The sequence below is a fragment of the Rhizobium sp. P1_B8 genome, assembly GCF_056406515.1.
This window is the reverse complement of the sequence record NZ_JBFTZZ010000012.1, coordinates 80,336-95,406: the sequence shown is the minus strand read 5'-3', so window position 1 is coordinate 95,406 and position 15,071 is coordinate 80,336. Positions and strand designations below refer to the sequence as shown.

The following is a 15,071-nucleotide window of genomic DNA, read 5'->3' as shown; positions in this document are numbered from 1 at the left end:
TGGGTTGAGCATCGGCACCAACATCCGCCTCAATATCCCAGTGGCGGCAGCGGCCGGTCGTCGGGCTCGGCGGCGCGCATGTCGCTGGTGTTGTCGGTGCCGAGGTCCTGATAGGCGCGGTAGGTCAGCACCAACAGGAAGGCAAGGAAGGAAAAGGAGATGACGATCGCCGTGAGGATGAGGGCCTGCGGCAGCGGGTTGGCCGTGCCTGCGGGCAAGCTGTCGAGACCCGCCGGGATGATCGGCGGCACCCCGCGCGTCAGCCGGCCGCCGGTAAAGAGCAGGAGGTTGACGGCGTTGCCGAGGATGGCGATGCCGAGCATGATGCGGATCGAGAATTTCGACAGCATCAGATAGATGGCGGCGGCAAAGAACAGGCCGACGAGGATCGCGAGAAGCGGCTCCATCATTCCACCTCCTTTTCCTCGAGCGCCAGTGCGATCGAGGTGATGGCGCCGAGCACGACCAGATAGACGCCGACATCGAAGAGCATGACGCTGGAGAGCGGCACCTCGGCGCCGAAAAGCGTCGGATAGATCCAGAGGCCGGTCATGAAGGGAACGGCAAACAGGATGGAGAGAAGACCGGCCGCGGTCGACAGGAGCAAGCCAAAGCCGGCAATCGACAGCGGATGGAAAAACAGCGCGCGGCGAACGGCACCAACGCCGCGGGCAATGCCGTAGATCGCCAGTCCCGAGGCAGCGATCAGCCCACCGATGAAGCCGCCGCCCGGCTCGTTATGGCCGCGCAGCAGCACGAAGACGGAAAAAAGCAGCATCAGCGCGGTGAGAAACGGGGCGACGGTGCGGAAGATGAGGGTGTTCACGCGATCAGCCCTCCGCCGCGGGATCATTGGCGGCAAGCTTGCGCTCGCTGCCGGCGCGGATGCGGATCAGCGCCAGAATGGCAAGGCCGGTGACCGCCACGACGGCGATTTCGCCGAGCGTGTCGGTGCCGCGGAAATCGACGATGATGACGTTGACGACATTGGCGCCATGGGCGATCGATTTGGAATAGGCGTTGAAGAAAGCCGTCAGCGCGTCGTTGAACGGCGCCTGCGTCGCCCGCATCAGCAAAAGCGTGAAGCCGAGGCCGCAGGCGAGCGCCAGCGCGCCGTCGAAGAGCTTGCGGCCGAGCGGGCGCCGATCGGCGGGCGAAAGACGGAGCCTGGTCATGACCAAGGCAAGGATCACCACCGAAAGGGTTTCGACCATGAACTGGGTGAAGGAGAGATCCGGCGCGCCGAACAACAGGAAGATGATGGCGACGGCGAAGCCCTGGATACCGAGCGAGACGATCGCCGTCAGCCGGTCGCGGGCGACGAGCACGGCGGCAAGGCCGAAGGCGGCGATCAGGAAGACCGCCCATTCATGGAGCCTGACATCCGCCGGCCAGGCCGGAGGGCGCGGCAGTTCGCCGTAGACGACGAGCGGGACGATGAGGATGGCGGCGACGCAGAGGAAGGTGCAGGTCACATAGATCTCCAGCCGCCCCGGCTGGAGCACACGCATGAGGCGGCCAGCGAAGCGGACAAGGCCCGATATGGCAAGGTCGAAACCGTGATCCGGCCCGCGCCCGGCCGCATGCAAGAAGACGGCCATCAGGAAACGGGCGCGCGCGAGCTGCCAGTAGACGCCGATACCGAGCAGCACGGTCAGGGCGGAGAGCGCCAAGGGCAGGCCGACATGCGGCGTCAGCGAAATATCGATCTCGACGGGTGTCTGGCGGATGGCGGAGGCGATCGGCGAGGACAGGACGGTGTGGGTGAAGGTCGAAAAGATCGCCGCGAGCAGGCCGAGGACGGCGAGAACGGCCGGGCCGAGCCAAAGCAGGACGGGCGCTTCGTGCGGAGGTTTCGGCGTCTCCACCGGCTGGCCGAGGAAGGGTTTCAGCGCCACGGCAAAGGCGACGGCAAACATCAGCGCATTGCCGAAGACGGTTATGGCGGTAAAGGTGAGTGCGCGGACATCGCCGCCGACGAGTGCCGTATAGATCTCCTCCTTGGCGAGAAAGCCGAAGAAGGGCGGCAGGCCGGCCATGGAGAAGGCCGCCGCGAGTGCGATCATCCAAGTGAGCGGCATCGCCCGCATCAGGCCACGCAGCCTGGTAATATCGCGCGTGCCGGTCTCGTGATCGATGATGCCGGCGACCATGAAGAGCGCGCCCTTGAAGAGGGAATGCGCCACCAGATAGAGCGCCGCCGCCTCGACCGCATGGTCCGAGCCGAAGCCGATCAGCATGACGAGCAGGCCGAGCGAGGAAACGGTGGTATAGGCGAGCTTGAGCTTCAGGTCGGTCTGGCGGATGGCGAGCGCGGTGCCGACCACCAGCGTCAGCCCGCCGAAGAAGGGCAGTAGGATCTCCCAGGGGGGCGTCGCCCCCATGACGGGATTGAGCCGCATCAGCAGATAGACGCCCGCCTTCACCATCGTCGCCGAATGCAGGTAGGCGGAAACCGGCGTCGGCGCCTCCATGGCGTTCGGCAGCCAGAAATGGAAGGGAAATTGCGCCGACTTGGTGAAGGCGCCGCCCAGGACCAGAAGGAGGGCTGCGAGATAGAACGAGCTTTCGCGCACGACATCGCCCGTTCCCATGAGCCGCGACATCTCAGTGACGCCTGAGATATTCCAGAGCAACAGCAGGCCGGCCAACAGGCAGAGCCCTCCCCCGCCGGTCACAACAAGCGCCTGCAGGGCAGCGCGGCGAGCCGCCGCACGCTCGTGATCGAAGCCGATCAGCAGGAAGGAAGTGATCGACGTCAGCTCCCAGAAGACGAAGAGCATCAGGAAACTGTCGGAAACGACGACGCCAAGCATCGCGCCCATGAAGAGGAAGATGAAGGAGAAGAAGCGGCCCTGATCCTTGTGTCCTTTGAGGTAGCCGCCGGCATAAAGCACGATCAGGGTGCCGATGCCGGTGATCAGCAGCGCGAAAGCCAGCGACAGGCCGTCGAGGAACCAGGAGAAGGAGAGATGAAAGCTCGGCACCCAGGAATAGCCGCCGGTGACGACCTCGCCGCGCGCGATCTTGGGAACGAAACGCAGGAAATGCAGGAAGGCGAGCAAGGGAGCGATCGCCAGGAGCCAGGCACCGTTTGCGCCGAAGATGCGGATGACGAAGGGGGCAGCAAGAGCGCCGACGAGCGGCAGACACAGGGCCAGAAATGTCAGAGCCGTGACATCGGCCATGTCCCCTCCTCTACTGCATAATTCTCTACTGCATAATTCAAAATGTTACAGTCCTTCGCACGTCCGACAAGGCGCGCGGCGCTGTAAAGGCAACAGACGAAAAGCCAGAGAAACCCAGCCTGTCTTCTGGCTTAGGCGAAACGGGGGAGCGTCTCAAGTGATTTCGGCCGCAGGCCCCACTGCATGGCGATGTTCGAAGTCGATCAGGCCATCGATCGGGAAAGACGCGACAGCAGCCGGGCGATGCAACCGTGCAGGATGAAGACCACAAGCGTCAGCGGCCAGAGCAGGCAGGCGAAGAGTCCGGCGAGACGATGGAGCGTAAAGCCGTCATGGTTGGCCCAGCCTTCCAACAGCGTGACCGCCATGGCGGCCACGGCCACCAGGCCGTAGAGCAGGACGATTGCTGCCTCAAACACCAGTGATTCTCCAATGCACGTAACATTAACCCTAACAGAAAACCCCTAACGGATGTAAAAGCAAGCGTCTTCCTCCAATTGCGGTATGCCGCCAATCTGATGGCGCGGCGCTGGAGACTTGATGAAGTGAACGCGGCGCACCACATTTTGCGCAAACGGAACCGCCCCTCGGCGAAAGGAGCACCTCATGTCCGAAACTGCGACCACCGCCAAGATCCACAAAACCGATGACGAATGGAAAGAGCAGCTCACCCCCGAGCAATACCGCATCACGCGCCAGCACGGTACCGAACGCGCCTTTACCGGCCCCTACTGGGACTCCTTCGAGACAGGGCTTTACCGCTGCGTCGGCTGTAATGCGCCGCTTTTCCGCTCCGACACGAAATTCGATGCCGGCTGCGGCTGGCCGAGCTATTTCGAAGCAGTGTCGCCCGAAGCGGTGACGGAGCATCGCGACACGGCCTTTGGCATGGTGCGCACCGAAATCCGTTGCGGCAGCTGCGAAGCCCATCTCGGCCACGTCTTTCCCGACGGGCCACCACCGACCGGCCTGCGCTACTGCATCAACGGCCATTCCATGGTGTTCGAGCCCGGGAAGTAGGCGCGCAGCCCCGCAATCGGCAAGCGGCCCATTCCGATGTGATGGGCCGCTGACTTCCTCCGTCGTAGACGCTATCGACGGATCGGCGATACCAGGAGAAGGCCGATGGCGCGCGATATCCTGAAGACCGAGCGGCTGACGCTGCGGGAGATCACGCCTGCCGACCTGCCGTTTCTTCACCGTATTTTCGGCGATGCCGAATGCATGCGGTATTACCCCGGCATCAAGAGTTTCGACCAAACCGCGCGCTGGTTCCAGAGGCTCGCCTTCGACAGTTATACCAGTCATGGTTTCGGCCTCTGGGCGGTGACGGACCGGCAGAGCGGCACATTGCTCGGCGATTGCGGCATCACGCTGCAGGAAACCTCCGCGGGCCCGGAACCCGAGATCGGCTATCATCTGTGGCGCGACCATTGGGGCAAGGGCTATGCGATCGAGGCGGCCGCCGCCTGCCGCGACCACGCGCTTCATGCCCTTGGCCTTGCGCGCATCGTCTCCATCGTCAGGCCCGACAACATTCCCTCGCAACGTGTTGCGGAGCGGGTGCACCGGCGGCGGGAAACATTCGCCAAAACAGGCAGCCCCGATGGCGGCATAATGGAATTCTACCTCTACATCACGGACCGGACATAGAGGGGTTCAGACCCGCCTGGTTACTCGCGCTCGGCTGGACAGGGCCAGGTTGTCGGTGCGGAGAGACCGGCCGGCAGCTTGGTCGAGGCATCGCCGCAGGCAAGGTCGATCTGGGCCTGTTCGAGCCCTGCTGCGGCCGAGAGGTCAAGGCCTTCGATGCGCGTGAGGAACATGAAGGCGCGATCGAACATCGGCGTGGTTTCGAAGGTCGCGCCGGAGAGATCGGCACGGGAGAGATTGGCGAACGAGAATTTCGCCCCCGTCAGTACCGCTTTGTCGAAGTCGGCGCGGCCGAGCTCGGCCTTTTCGAAGCTCGTGCCGGCGAGCCGGGCGCCGGCGAAATTGGCGCGCTGCAGCTCGGCGCCGGCAAAGGAAGCACCATCGGCGGCGATATTGGCGAAGCTGGAGCGATAGGCCTCGATCTTGGCGAAGTTGGCGCCTTCAGCGTGTGCGCCCTCGAGTGAGGCGCGCACCAGCGTCGCTTTCTCCAGATTGGCGGATTTGAAGTTGGCGCCAGCGAGATCGGTCAGCGAGAAGTCGGTGCCGACGAGATTGGCGCCTTCGAGATCACTGCCCTGCAGCATCAGGTTCTTCTTGGTGCATTCCTGCCAGTCGAGCTTCGGCGAGGCCATGCTGCCGCAATCGGCGGCCCGGGCGACAACCGGCGGAAATGCCAGAAGGACGAGGGCAAGGAGACCGAGCGACGATCTTTGCATTGCCATTGAACTATTCACCCCCATGACGCTTACATGACGCTTTCAGGCCGCCTTCCGCGAAGCAGACTGCGTCCACATTCTTACACAGCTCAGACTACAATAAAAAGATGGCGCGCGCCGTTCACAATGGCTTTGCCTGATGGGTCTGGGGCTTTGCCTAATGAGTTTGGGGCTTTGCCGGGCAGGTGGATCAATCCATCTTGCCAGGCAGGCGGATCAACCCGCCTTGCCGGGCAGGCGAAGCTCCATGCAGGTCAGGTCCAGCCAGCGGCCGAATTTGGTGCCGACCTCGGAAAATCTGCCGGCGATGCGGAAACCGAGCTTTTCGTGCAGCCTGACCGAGGCGGTATTGTCAGCCTCGATACCGGCGATCATCACATGGATGTTGCCGGCCGCAGCACGCGCGATCAATTCCCGCATCAGCCGCTCGCCGATGCCGGCACCGCGGCAATCCTTGTCGACATAGACGGAATGCTCGACCGTATGGCGGTAGCCGTCGAAGGCCCGCCAGTCGCCATAGGAGGCGTAGCCTGCGACCTTGCCCGACATTTCGGCGACGATCACCGGAAAGCCCCGCGCCTTGCGCGCCCTGAACCATTCCAGCCGATTTTCGAGATCGACCAGCGTGTCGTTCCAGATCGCCGTCGTGTGCTCAACAGCGTGATTGTAGATATCGCGGATGGCGGAAAGATCGGCTTCGGTGGCGTCGCGGAGGAGGACAGCGTCAGTCATGATTGCCCGGTTCGTATTGTCTGTGAAAGGCGGCATACGCCCGACCCCGACAGATGTAAACGACCGTCGTTCAGAGGCCCGGCGCCGACAGGCTGAAGCAAGTGAAGACGGCCGAATAATGCACGGCTGCGGCGGTGACGACGAAACCATGCCAGATGGCGTTTTGAAAGCGCAGCTTCTCCCAGACATGGAAAATGACGCCGAGCGAATAAATGACGCCGCCGATGACGATCAGCAGCATCGAGGCGGAGGGAATGCGCGAAGCGACAGGCCCGGCCACCAGCACGCCGCTCCAGCCCATAGCGAGATAAAGCAGGATGGCAAATCGGTCGTAACGCCCGGGGAAGACGCATTTCAGGACAATGCCGACGGCGGCGAACAGCCAGATCGCGACCAGCATGAACAAGAGCAGCGGGTCGTCGGCGCCACGTTCGAGGAAGGGCGTGTAGGTGGCGGCGATCAGCAGGAAGATCGCCGAATGATCGAAGCGGCGCAGAAACCATTTCGTGCGCGAGACCGGCCAGGCGTTGTAGGAAAAGGAAATGGCAAGCGTCAGCACCAGCCCGACGCCATAGATCCAGGCGGCGGCGAGCGCGCCGTAGGAACTCCAGACCGTGGCGTAGAAAATCAGCACGGTGGCGCCGATCAGCGCCAGCACGAGGCCGACGCCATGGACGATACCGTCGGCGATCAGTTCGTATCTATCATAAGCCCAGCGAATGCCGTTGAACTCGGCCATGCACGCCAATCCGTTTCATACCCCGATTGCAATCGTCGCATCGAACCGGCGGGCGCGCAACCGCGGCAAAGCGCACGGGCGGTAAATCTTCGTGACAGGCCGCAGTGGCCCAAAAATCAAATCTTCTGCCGGTCGACCAGCACCGAGCATTTGGCATGACGCACGACCCGGTCGGCGGTGGCGCCGATGAAGTAGTTGGAAAAGTCCGGAACGTGTGAGGCGACGATAATCAGATCGGCGCCGTGGCTTTCGGCGGTTGAGATGATGGCTTTGGCAGGCGGGCCGTTGGCGATCTCGACGGTTGCCTTGACGCCGGTGGTTGTGAGCAGCGCCTGCAGCTTGTCGCGGCTGTCCTGCATGGCGTCCTCGACCATATTGGCAGGCAACTCGATCGCGACATAGCTCGGCACATCTTCGATAACGTTGAGCGCGATGATCTCACCGCCGTCATCGAGCAAGGACGCGGCCTTGCGGAGGATCTTTTCTCCCTTTTCGATGCCGCCGAGCGCGATCGCTACGATGATCTTTCTGTACATGGCTTCCCTCCATGACTGGTATTTATAAGCTTCCTCTAAATAAGATATGGGCGCCTTGACGGCGATCAAGTGGGCGCAAGTCATCGTCAACATCTGTTCAACGCTTCATCCTCAAAAACGGGCCTTCTGTGAACAATCGGAATGCGCCATATAGGGATCAAGTACGGCAACCGAGGGATCAGAGGCGAATGAACCGGCGAAACTTCCTCGGGCTTGCCACAGGCGGCATGTTTGCCGCCACCGCCGGTACGCCTTCTCTCTTACAGGCCAATTCAGAGGCAGGAGAACAATCCATGACGACCGAAACTTCCTATGCACTGACGCGGCCCGCCTATATCGACCAGTCGCATCTCGTCGTCACCGACCTCGGCCTCGTTTCCGGTTTCTATCAATCGATGCTCGGCCTGAAGGTCATCGAGAAGACGGCGAGCGGCGAAGTGCTGGGTGTCGGCGATCTCCCTTTGCTGACGCTGACGACCGCAAAAGATGCGACCATCGCGCCGCGCAATGCCGCCGGCCTTTTCCACACCGCCTTCCTGATGCCGAACCGGACCGAGCTCGCACGCTGGCTGCGCCATGCGGCACAGAACAATGTCGCGCTCGACGGCGCCTCGGACCATCTCGTCAGCGAGGCGATCTATCTTTCCGATCCCGAAGGCAACGGCATCGAGATCTATGCCGACCGGCCGCACGAACAATGGAAATTCCACCAGGACGGCATGGTGGAGATGGCGACGCTTCGCCTCGACCTGCAGGCGCTCTATAACAGCGCGCCTGATGAGCGCTGGAACGGCATGGCTGTGGGGACGGCGATCGGTCACCTGCATCTGCAGGTCGGCGACATCCCGCAGGCCGACGCCTTTTACCGCGACGTCCTCGGTCTCAAGCTGATGGCGCGCTATCCCGGCGCGAGCTTCTTTGCGAGCGGCGGCTATCATCACCATCTCGGCGCCAATATCTGGAACAGCCGCGGCGCGACGGCTCGCGCCAGCAATATGACCGGGCTTTCGGACTACAAGATCCGCTTCAACGACAAGGCGACGCTGGATGCGGCGGTCTCCAAGCTCGATGCGCTGGAGATCAAAAGCGAGAAGCGCGACGGCGGCGTATTCCTCAGGGATCCCTGGGGCATCGGCCTGACGCTGTCGGCGTAATTTCCAGTTTACCGCAGATCAGCCATAGCGGTTGAAGACGCTCACGCCATGCGGGCAATGCCATCGGCGCAAAGACATGCCGGATGCACCTTCACAGGCGGTCGTTCCTTCAGGGAACCGGAACCCTATCGGTGCGTTTCCGTGAGGAAGCAATGGGGCTTCGGGGACCTCACCGCATGGGCATCGCCAATGGCATCCGCAAACAAGCAAAGAAAATCGCGATCGGCGAACGCCACACCAGCGCCTGGGCACAGTCGCTGAAGGAAGCTGCGGAAGAACTGCCGCCGCCTCCGCTGCACCGTCTGGAAAAGGATGGGCTCGACGTCAGCATGGCCTGGGCGATCATCGGCATCTTCGGCATTCTTTTTCTTGCCGCGGTCTACCTGATGTCGCTGATCCTCATCCCGATCACACTTGCCGTCGTCGTCGGCATGATCCTCGGCATGGCGGCAGAAAAGCTCGGCAAGATGGGAGTGCCGCGGCTTGCCAACGCCTTCATGCTGTCGAGCGCCGTGGCGCTGGTGATCTTCCTGCTGATCAACTCGCTTGCCGACCCGCTGATGACGCTTGCCAATGAGGGCCCGGCCTTCGCCGAGCGAACCATAAACCGCGTCATGCCATATCTGGAACGCATCAGATGGCTGCATATCACGCCGGCGACATTCGAAAGCGGGTCGATGTCGATCGGTGCGCTGCTCGAAAACACCGGCAACGTGCTGCACGTGGTGACCAGTAGCCTGACGCCGGCGCTAGTGCAGGGGATGATCTTCTTTGCGGCGCTGCTGTTCTTCCTCGCTGGTCGGGTCAACTTGCGCAAGACGATCATCATGACCTTCCGCACCCGCACGCAACGCCTGGCGGCAATCCGTGTCATCAATGCCGTAGAGCAGGTGCTCGGCTTCTATTTCGCCACGGCCTCGCTGATCTATGTCGGGCTCGGCGTCGTCATGACTGTCATCGCCTATGCCGGCGGGCTGTCGGCCCCGGTGCTCTGGGGCTTCTTCGCCTTCCTGTCGAGCTTCATCCCCTATCTCGGCATCACGCTGATGACACTTGCCGTCGCGGTCGCCGGCATCCTGACCCATGATGGCATCCTCATCGGACTGATGCCGGCGGCAGCCTTCTTCACCGTGCATCTCCTCATGGAGAACCTGATCTTCCCGGCGGTGATGGGACGGCGGCTGGAAATCAATCCCTTCGTCGTCTTCCTCGCCATCCTGTTCTGGACATGGATGTGGGGTGCCGTCGGCGCCATGCTGGCGCTGCCGCTTTCGCTGATCGTCATGACTATTATCGACGAGTTGCTGATCGAGGAAAAACCGCAGCCGCAATTGCCGAAATAATCAACCGGGGAAACCTTCGTGGCAGCTGATCTCGACCTTACCGAATCCGATCATGACCAGATGGTCAGCGGCCGTTCTCTCTGGGGAAAAAGCGGCATTCGGCCCGAATGGCGGCCGATCGAGCAGAGCTTTTCCACCGACATCGCCGTGATCGGCGGCGGCATTACCGGCGCATTGGTTGCCGAACATTTGACGGCCCGGGGTTTCTCCGTTGTTATCATTGATCGGGAAGAGCCCGGTTTCGGCAGCACCGCGGCGAGCACGGCGATGCTGCAATGGGAAATCGACAGCACCCTCACCGAGCTCGAGGATTATTACGGTTTCGAGCGTGCGGCCGGCATCTACCGCCGCAGTGGTGCCGCGGTTGCCGGCCTTTCCAAGCTGATCGCCGCAAACGAGATCGCCTGCGGCTTCCGGTCTCGCAATACGCTCTATCTGGCTGATGGCCGCGAAGGCGCGCGCAACCTGCTGGAGGAGCGCCAGCTTCGTCGCCGGGCGGGCCTGCCCGGCGTCTATCTCGAACATCCCGATCTCTTCACACAATTCGAACTCGACCGGGATGGTGCGATCTATTCGCCGGGTTCGGCGGAATGCGATCCGCTGCTTCTGACCTGGGCTCTGCTGGAGATGGCCGTCCAGCGCGGCGCGCGGCTGGTCAACGCTTCCGTGGCTGCGCTTCACAGCGAAGGTGACCGCGTCATGGCGGAGACGGATGGAGGCCACATCATCGAGGCGCGGCATGTCGTGCTTGCGACCGGCTATTCGATGCCGGGCCTCGACATGCCGAAACTGCACCGGTCGAGTTCGAGCTGGGCGCTCGCCACCGTGCCGCAAGACCCGGCAAATTTCTGGCGCGACAGGGCGCTGATCTGGGAGGATAGCCACCCCTATCTCTACATGCGCACGACACCGGATAATCGCATCGTCGCCGGCGGCGAGGACGACGAGACGAGCGACGCGGAGGCGCGCGACCGCAAGCTGCCGGCAAAGATCGTCGCAATCCAAGAGAAGATGAAGCGGCTGTGGCCGAAGGCGGATACACGCGTCGCCCATGCCTGGTGCGGCACCTTCGGCGAGACGGCCGACGGCCTGCCGCTGATCGGTCCGGTGCCGGAGATACCACGTGTGTTCGCAGCCTATGGCTATGGCGGCAACGGCATCACCTTCTCCTATCTCGCCGCGCAAATGATCGGCGCCATGCTGGCTGGCATGCAAAGGGATTGGTTCGAGGATTTTGCGGTCGACCGCGACGGACCGGGCTTACGAACGCTGCACGAGCGCTTCCGACCGGAAATCATGTTGCGTTAAATCTGGTTCGAGACGGAGGAAGCTTCGGCCGCTATTCGGTCGTCTTGTCGTCGCCGGTGTCCTCGACATCCTGGAGTCGGACGAATTGCGTACCCTTGGCCTTGAGATCGACCAGTGCCTTGGCCACCCCCTCGCCGGCCGCGTGGGTCGGCTGGTTGACGTGGGAGATGACGACGTCGCCGTCCCTGGCCGAGGCGATACGCTTTTCGGTGATCACAGCCCCGAGCAGCGAGCCGCCGTCGCCATTCACCGAATAACCGGCAATGCGATAGCCCATGGCGCGGATCTCGCCGATGGCGGAAAGATCATATTTGGCGGTCGAGCCGCGGAACCAGTGCGGCGACGGGATGCCGGCAGCGACCATCGCGGCAGCGCCGCCTTCGACTTCCTGCCGCACCGCCTGCGGCGAGCCGGCAGATGCGATGCCATAGATCAGCGTCGGCGTGTCGACGGCCGGAATATGGTTCTGGCCATGATTTTCGAGTTCGAAGAGATCGGGATTCTGCAGGAACACGGCGACCGCGGCGGGATTGCGCTTCAGCCAGCGGGCGGTGACGAAGATCGTTGCCGGGATGCGTTCACGCACCAAGGTCGAAAGGATGCGCTCGTCCGCCTGCCCCATGCAGGCATCGAAGGTCAGCGCAACGCGGGCATGGCCGGCGACGTTGGAACGGGCGATATGCAGATGCGGCTCGACGAGTTTTGGCGCCGGCGCCTTCGGGGCCGGACTGACTGCAGCCGGGACCTGACCGAGCGCGGCCGGCACGGCTGACGGAATTTCGTCCGCCAATGCAGTTAATATGGTGGAGAAAAGGAACGCCGAAGCGAGCAGGATGCGGTTCATACGATCGATTTCTATGATTCGAGCTGCCGATTTTAGCGGCGGCTCTCCCCCGGCGCCATGCGGCCGGATGTCACCGCAGCCGCCTGGACGGACAGGGCAGCATCAATCATAGAGATAATACTTGTCCCACTTCTCGCGCGGCACCTTCTCGCCGATCTCATAATTGAGCTCGCGCACGTTGATATGCTGCGGACCGGTGATGCAATTGTAGGAGAGATGATACCAGTCGCCCTTGCTGCGGAAGACGGCACCCGGCGCGTCCAGCGAATTGTCGCCGGGGATCGGGTCCTTGAAGGTGTAGGCGATCACCTTGTCGGGCTTGAAGCCGGTGCTGTCCTTGTTGATGCGGCTCATCGCCTCTGTGTCGCAACTCTGTTCCAGGCGGGTCGAGGGATCGAGTTTTTCCAGTTGCTTCTTGATGGCGGGATCGACGGCAAAGGCGGGGGCAGCGAGGCTTGCGAGGGATACAAACAGGAGCAGACGTTTCGGCATTGCGGAGAAAATCCCTTACTGTTGTCCATTCTTCACCCTGCCACAGGCGGCTTGCCGGAGGCTTGGCACGTGCAAATTTCGCGCGACGAGAGCGGACTTTCTTAAATATTGTGGTGACATCAAGGCAAGGCGGGCAAAGCGTCCTCCTTGTTTGTGGAAGGTCATCCGCGCCCTTGCCACACCCTTGCCGCTTGATCCCGGACCAGTGCGCCTCTATCTCTTGCCAACCCGACATTCCCACCGGAGCCATTCCTTGTCCGCTTTCAAGAGCCTGCCGACCCCGCCTACCGCACCGAAGAAGCCCACCTCCGATACGCGCCACGGCATCACCCGCACGGACGACTATGCCTGGCTGCGCGCCGATAACTGGCAGGCGATGTTCAAGGATCCGTCGATCCTCGATCCCGAGATCCGCCGCCATCTCGACGCTGAAAACACCTATATGAACGCGGCGATGGAGGACACCAAGCCGCTGCAGAAGGTGCTGTTTTCCGAGATGCGCGGCCGCATCAAGGAAGACGACAGCTCGGTGCCGATGAAGGACGGCGCCTATGCCTACGGCACCTTCTATGTCACCGGCGGCGAACAGCCGCGTTATTTCCGCATCGCCCGCGACGGCAATGTCGCCGACGAGGCGATCCGCACCGTGCTGCTCGACGGTGACAAGGAGGCGGCCGGCAAGGCCTATTTCCGCCTCGCCGGCCTCGACCATACGAGCGACCACAACCGCGGCATCTGGGGCTACGACGACAAGGGCTCGGAGTTCTTCACGCTGAAGGTGCGCGACCTCCAGACCGGACAAGACCTCGAGGACCGGATCGAGAATACCGGCGGCGGCGGCGTCTGGGCGCCCGACGGCAAGAGCTTCTTCTATTCGGCACTCGACGAGAACCACCGGCCGTCGAAGGTGTTCCACCACATTCTCGGCCAGCCGCAGTCAGAAGATCGGCTGGTCTATGAGGAAGCCGATGCCGGCTTCTTCATGGGGGTCGGCGGCTCGCTGCTCGACGATTTCATCTATATCGACATCCACGACCACGAGACCAGCGAATACCGGCTGCTGTCGACCAAGGACTTGACCGCCGAGCCGAAGCTGGTGGCGGCGCGCGAGGAAGGCATCGAATATTCGCTGACCGAGGGCGGCGACGTCTTCTACATCCTCACCAATGACGGCGGCGCCAAGGATTTCAAGATCATGGAAGCGCCGGTCGACAATCCGGTGAAGGAAAACTGGCGCGAAGTGGTCGCCCACAAGCCCGGCACGCTTGTTATCAGCCACATGGCCTATGCCCGCCATCTCCTGTGGCTGGAGCGCAAGGACGGGCTGCCACAGATCATGATCCGCGACCGCAAGACCGGCGAGGAACATGCGATCGCCTTTGCCGAGGAAGCCTATTCGCTGGGACTGCAGGGCGCGGCGGAATACGACACCGATATCATCCGCTTCTCCTATTCCTCGATGACGACACCGTCGCAGCTCTATGACTACAACATGGTGACGCGCGAGCGCACGCTGTTGAAGACGCAGGAAGTGCCGTCCGGTCACAATCCCGACGACTACGTCACCCGCCGCGTCTTTGCCCCGGCGTGGGATGGCGAGAAGGTGCCGGTCACCCTGCTCTATCGCAGGGATACCCCACTCGACGGCAGCGCGCCCTGCCTGCTCTACGGCTATGGCGCCTACGGCATCACCATTCCGGCCGGCTTCAACACCAACTGCCTGTCGCTCGCCGACCGCGGCTTCGTCTATGCCATCGCCCATATCCGCGGCGGCAAGGACAAGGGATTTTCCTGGTACGAAGACGGCAAAATGGACAAGAAGACGAACACCTTCAATGACTTCGTCGCAGCGGCCGACTATCTGAATCAACAGAAGTTCACTTCTTACGCGAAGATCATCGCCGAGGGCGGATCGGCCGGCGGCATGCTGATGGGTGCGGTTGCCAACATGGCGCCGGAGAAGTTTGCCGGCCTCATCGCCGCCGTTCCCTTCGTCGACGTGCTCAACACCATGCTCGACGACACTTTGCCGCTCACCCCGCCGGAATGGCCGGAATGGGGCAATCCGATCGACAGCAAGGAAGAATACGAGCAGATCGCATCCTACTCGCCCTATGACAATGTCGGCGCAAAGGCCTATCCGCCGGTCCTGGCGCTCGGCGGCCTGACGGACCCGCGCGTCACCTATTGGGAGCCGGCCAAGTGGGTGGCGAAGCTGCGCGACAAGACGACGGGCGACGCGCCGATCCTGCTCAAGACCAACATGGACGCCGGCCATGGCGGCGCCTCGGGCCGCTTCCAACGGCTGGAAGAGATTGCCTTTGAGTATGCGTTTGCAATCAAGGTTGCCGGCAAGATGTAAAGGA

16 protein-coding genes are annotated in these 15,071 nt (G+C 62.3%); 6 read left to right on the top strand and 10 right to left on the bottom strand.

Annotated features, from left to right (window positions below; translation table 11 throughout):
* Window positions 1–29: 29 nt before the first annotated feature.
* From AC1D2N_RS15815 to AC1D2N_RS15800, 4 genes are all read right to left on the bottom strand, one after another.
* Window positions 30–410, bottom strand: a complete 381-nt coding sequence (locus AC1D2N_RS15815) for a Na+/H+ antiporter subunit C (RefSeq protein WP_412104586.1) — start codon at window positions 408–410, stop codon at window positions 30–32.
* Window positions 407–826, bottom strand: a complete 420-nt coding sequence (locus AC1D2N_RS15810; RefSeq protein ID WP_018446250.1) for a Na(+)/H(+) antiporter subunit B — start codon at window positions 824–826, stop codon at window positions 407–409. Before AC1D2N_RS15810 ends, AC1D2N_RS15815 begins: the two co-directional genes overlap by 4 nt.
* A gap of 4 nt (window positions 827–830) precedes the next feature.
* On the bottom strand, window positions 831–3,188 hold the full coding sequence (locus AC1D2N_RS15805) for a putative monovalent cation/H+ antiporter subunit A (protein WP_130652059.1): 2,358 nt from the start codon (window positions 3,186–3,188) through the stop codon (window positions 831–833).
* A gap of 203 nt (window positions 3,189–3,391) precedes the next feature.
* On the bottom strand, window positions 3,392–3,607 hold the full coding sequence (locus AC1D2N_RS15800) for a hypothetical protein (protein ID WP_018241253.1): 216 nt from the start codon (window positions 3,605–3,607) through the stop codon (window positions 3,392–3,394).
* Window positions 3,608–3,794: 187 nt separating this feature from the next.
* Between AC1D2N_RS15800 and msrB the strand changes: the two genes are divergently transcribed.
* On the top strand, window positions 3,795–4,208 hold the full coding sequence (gene msrB, locus AC1D2N_RS15795; RefSeq protein WP_018241252.1) for a peptide-methionine (R)-S-oxide reductase MsrB: 414 nt from the start codon (window positions 3,795–3,797) through the stop codon (window positions 4,206–4,208).
* Between the two features lie 105 nt (window positions 4,209–4,313).
* Window positions 4,314–4,841, top strand: coding sequence for a GNAT family N-acetyltransferase (locus AC1D2N_RS15790; protein WP_130652058.1), 528 nt, complete (start codon window positions 4,314–4,316; stop codon window positions 4,839–4,841).
* A gap of 20 nt (window positions 4,842–4,861) precedes the next feature.
* On the opposite strand, the gene AC1D2N_RS15785 is transcribed toward AC1D2N_RS15790, so the two are convergent.
* The 4 genes from AC1D2N_RS15785 to AC1D2N_RS15770 form a co-directional block, all read right to left on the bottom strand.
* Window positions 4,862–5,563, bottom strand: a complete 702-nt coding sequence (locus AC1D2N_RS15785) for a pentapeptide repeat-containing protein (RefSeq protein WP_018241250.1) — start codon at window positions 5,561–5,563, stop codon at window positions 4,862–4,864.
* A 210-nt stretch (window positions 5,564–5,773) separates the two neighbouring features.
* Entirely contained in the window at window positions 5,774–6,325 is a 552-nt protein-coding gene (locus AC1D2N_RS15780; protein ID WP_018446256.1) for a GNAT family N-acetyltransferase, read from the bottom strand.
* Between the two features lie 34 nt (window positions 6,326–6,359).
* Window positions 6,360–7,028, bottom strand: coding sequence for a PAQR family membrane homeostasis protein TrhA (gene trhA, locus AC1D2N_RS15775; protein ID WP_018446257.1), 669 nt, complete (start codon window positions 7,026–7,028; stop codon window positions 6,360–6,362).
* A gap of 116 nt (window positions 7,029–7,144) precedes the next feature.
* Entirely contained in the window at window positions 7,145–7,564 is a 420-nt protein-coding gene (locus AC1D2N_RS15770; protein ID WP_018446258.1) for a universal stress protein, read from the bottom strand.
* A 293-nt stretch (window positions 7,565–7,857) separates the two neighbouring features.
* Between AC1D2N_RS15770 and AC1D2N_RS15765 the strand changes: the two genes are divergently transcribed.
* The 3 genes from AC1D2N_RS15765 to AC1D2N_RS15755 all read left to right on the top strand — a co-directional run bounded on the left by AC1D2N_RS15765 (window position 7,858) and on the right by AC1D2N_RS15755 (window position 11,369).
* Complete coding sequence (locus AC1D2N_RS15765) at window positions 7,858–8,718, top strand: VOC family protein (RefSeq protein WP_018446259.1); 861 nt, start codon at window positions 7,858–7,860, stop codon at window positions 8,716–8,718.
* 176 nt (window positions 8,719–8,894) lie between these two features.
* The gene (locus AC1D2N_RS15760) at window positions 8,895–10,061 is read left to right on the top strand and encodes an AI-2E family transporter (RefSeq protein WP_018241245.1); all 1,167 of its coding nucleotides are present in this window, start codon (window positions 8,895–8,897) and stop codon (window positions 10,059–10,061) included.
* Window positions 10,062–10,079: 18 nt separating this feature from the next.
* On the top strand, window positions 10,080–11,369 hold the full coding sequence (locus AC1D2N_RS15755; RefSeq protein WP_130652057.1) for an NAD(P)/FAD-dependent oxidoreductase: 1,290 nt from the start codon (window positions 10,080–10,082) through the stop codon (window positions 11,367–11,369).
* Window positions 11,370–11,400: 31 nt separating this feature from the next.
* On the opposite strand, the gene AC1D2N_RS15750 is transcribed toward AC1D2N_RS15755, so the two are convergent.
* Complete coding sequence (locus AC1D2N_RS15750) at window positions 11,401–12,213, bottom strand: polysaccharide deacetylase family protein (RefSeq protein WP_130652056.1); 813 nt, start codon at window positions 12,211–12,213, stop codon at window positions 11,401–11,403.
* A 102-nt stretch (window positions 12,214–12,315) separates the two neighbouring features.
* Window positions 12,316–12,705, bottom strand: coding sequence for a DUF930 domain-containing protein (locus AC1D2N_RS15745; RefSeq protein WP_003557772.1), 390 nt, complete (start codon window positions 12,703–12,705; stop codon window positions 12,316–12,318).
* Between the two features lie 253 nt (window positions 12,706–12,958).
* Here AC1D2N_RS15745 and AC1D2N_RS15740 point away from each other — a divergent pair, with 253 nt between their 5' ends.
* Window positions 12,959–15,067, top strand: a complete 2,109-nt coding sequence (locus AC1D2N_RS15740) for a S9 family peptidase (RefSeq protein ID WP_130652055.1) — start codon at window positions 12,959–12,961, stop codon at window positions 15,065–15,067.
* Window positions 15,068–15,071: the final 4 nt, after the last annotated feature.

Excerpts from the sequence above, each read along its gene's own strand:
- AC1D2N_RS15815 (WP_412104586.1), bottom strand. The coding sequence starts at position 410 with ATGATGGAGCCGCTTCTCGCGATCCTCGTCGGCCTGTTCTTTGCCGCC.
- AC1D2N_RS15805 (WP_130652059.1), bottom strand. The coding sequence starts at position 3,188 with ATGGCCGATGTCACGGCTCTGACATTTCTGGCCCTGTGTCTGCCGCTC.
- msrB (WP_018241252.1), top strand. The coding sequence starts at position 3,795 with ATGTCCGAAACTGCGACCACCGCCAAGATCCACAAAACCGATGACGAA.
- AC1D2N_RS15790 (WP_130652058.1), top strand. The coding sequence starts at position 4,314 with ATGGCGCGCGATATCCTGAAGACCGAGCGGCTGACGCTGCGGGAGATC.
- AC1D2N_RS15785 (WP_018241250.1), bottom strand. The coding sequence starts at position 5,563 with ATGGCAATGCAAAGATCGTCGCTCGGTCTCCTTGCCCTCGTCCTTCTG.
- AC1D2N_RS15780 (WP_018446256.1), bottom strand. The coding sequence starts at position 6,325 with ATGCCGCCTTTCACAGACAATACGAACCGGGCAATCATGACTGACGCT.
- trhA (WP_018446257.1), bottom strand. The coding sequence starts at position 7,028 with ATGGCCGAGTTCAACGGCATTCGCTGGGCTTATGATAGATACGAACTG.
- AC1D2N_RS15770 (WP_018446258.1), bottom strand. The coding sequence starts at position 7,564 with ATGTACAGAAAGATCATCGTAGCGATCGCGCTCGGCGGCATCGAAAAG.
- AC1D2N_RS15765 (WP_018446259.1), top strand. The coding sequence starts at position 7,858 with ATGACGACCGAAACTTCCTATGCACTGACGCGGCCCGCCTATATCGAC.
- AC1D2N_RS15760 (WP_018241245.1), top strand. The coding sequence starts at position 8,895 with ATGGGCATCGCCAATGGCATCCGCAAACAAGCAAAGAAAATCGCGATC.
- AC1D2N_RS15750 (WP_130652056.1), bottom strand. The coding sequence starts at position 12,213 with ATGAACCGCATCCTGCTCGCTTCGGCGTTCCTTTTCTCCACCATATTA.
- AC1D2N_RS15745 (WP_003557772.1), bottom strand. The coding sequence starts at position 12,705 with ATGCCGAAACGTCTGCTCCTGTTTGTATCCCTCGCAAGCCTCGCTGCC.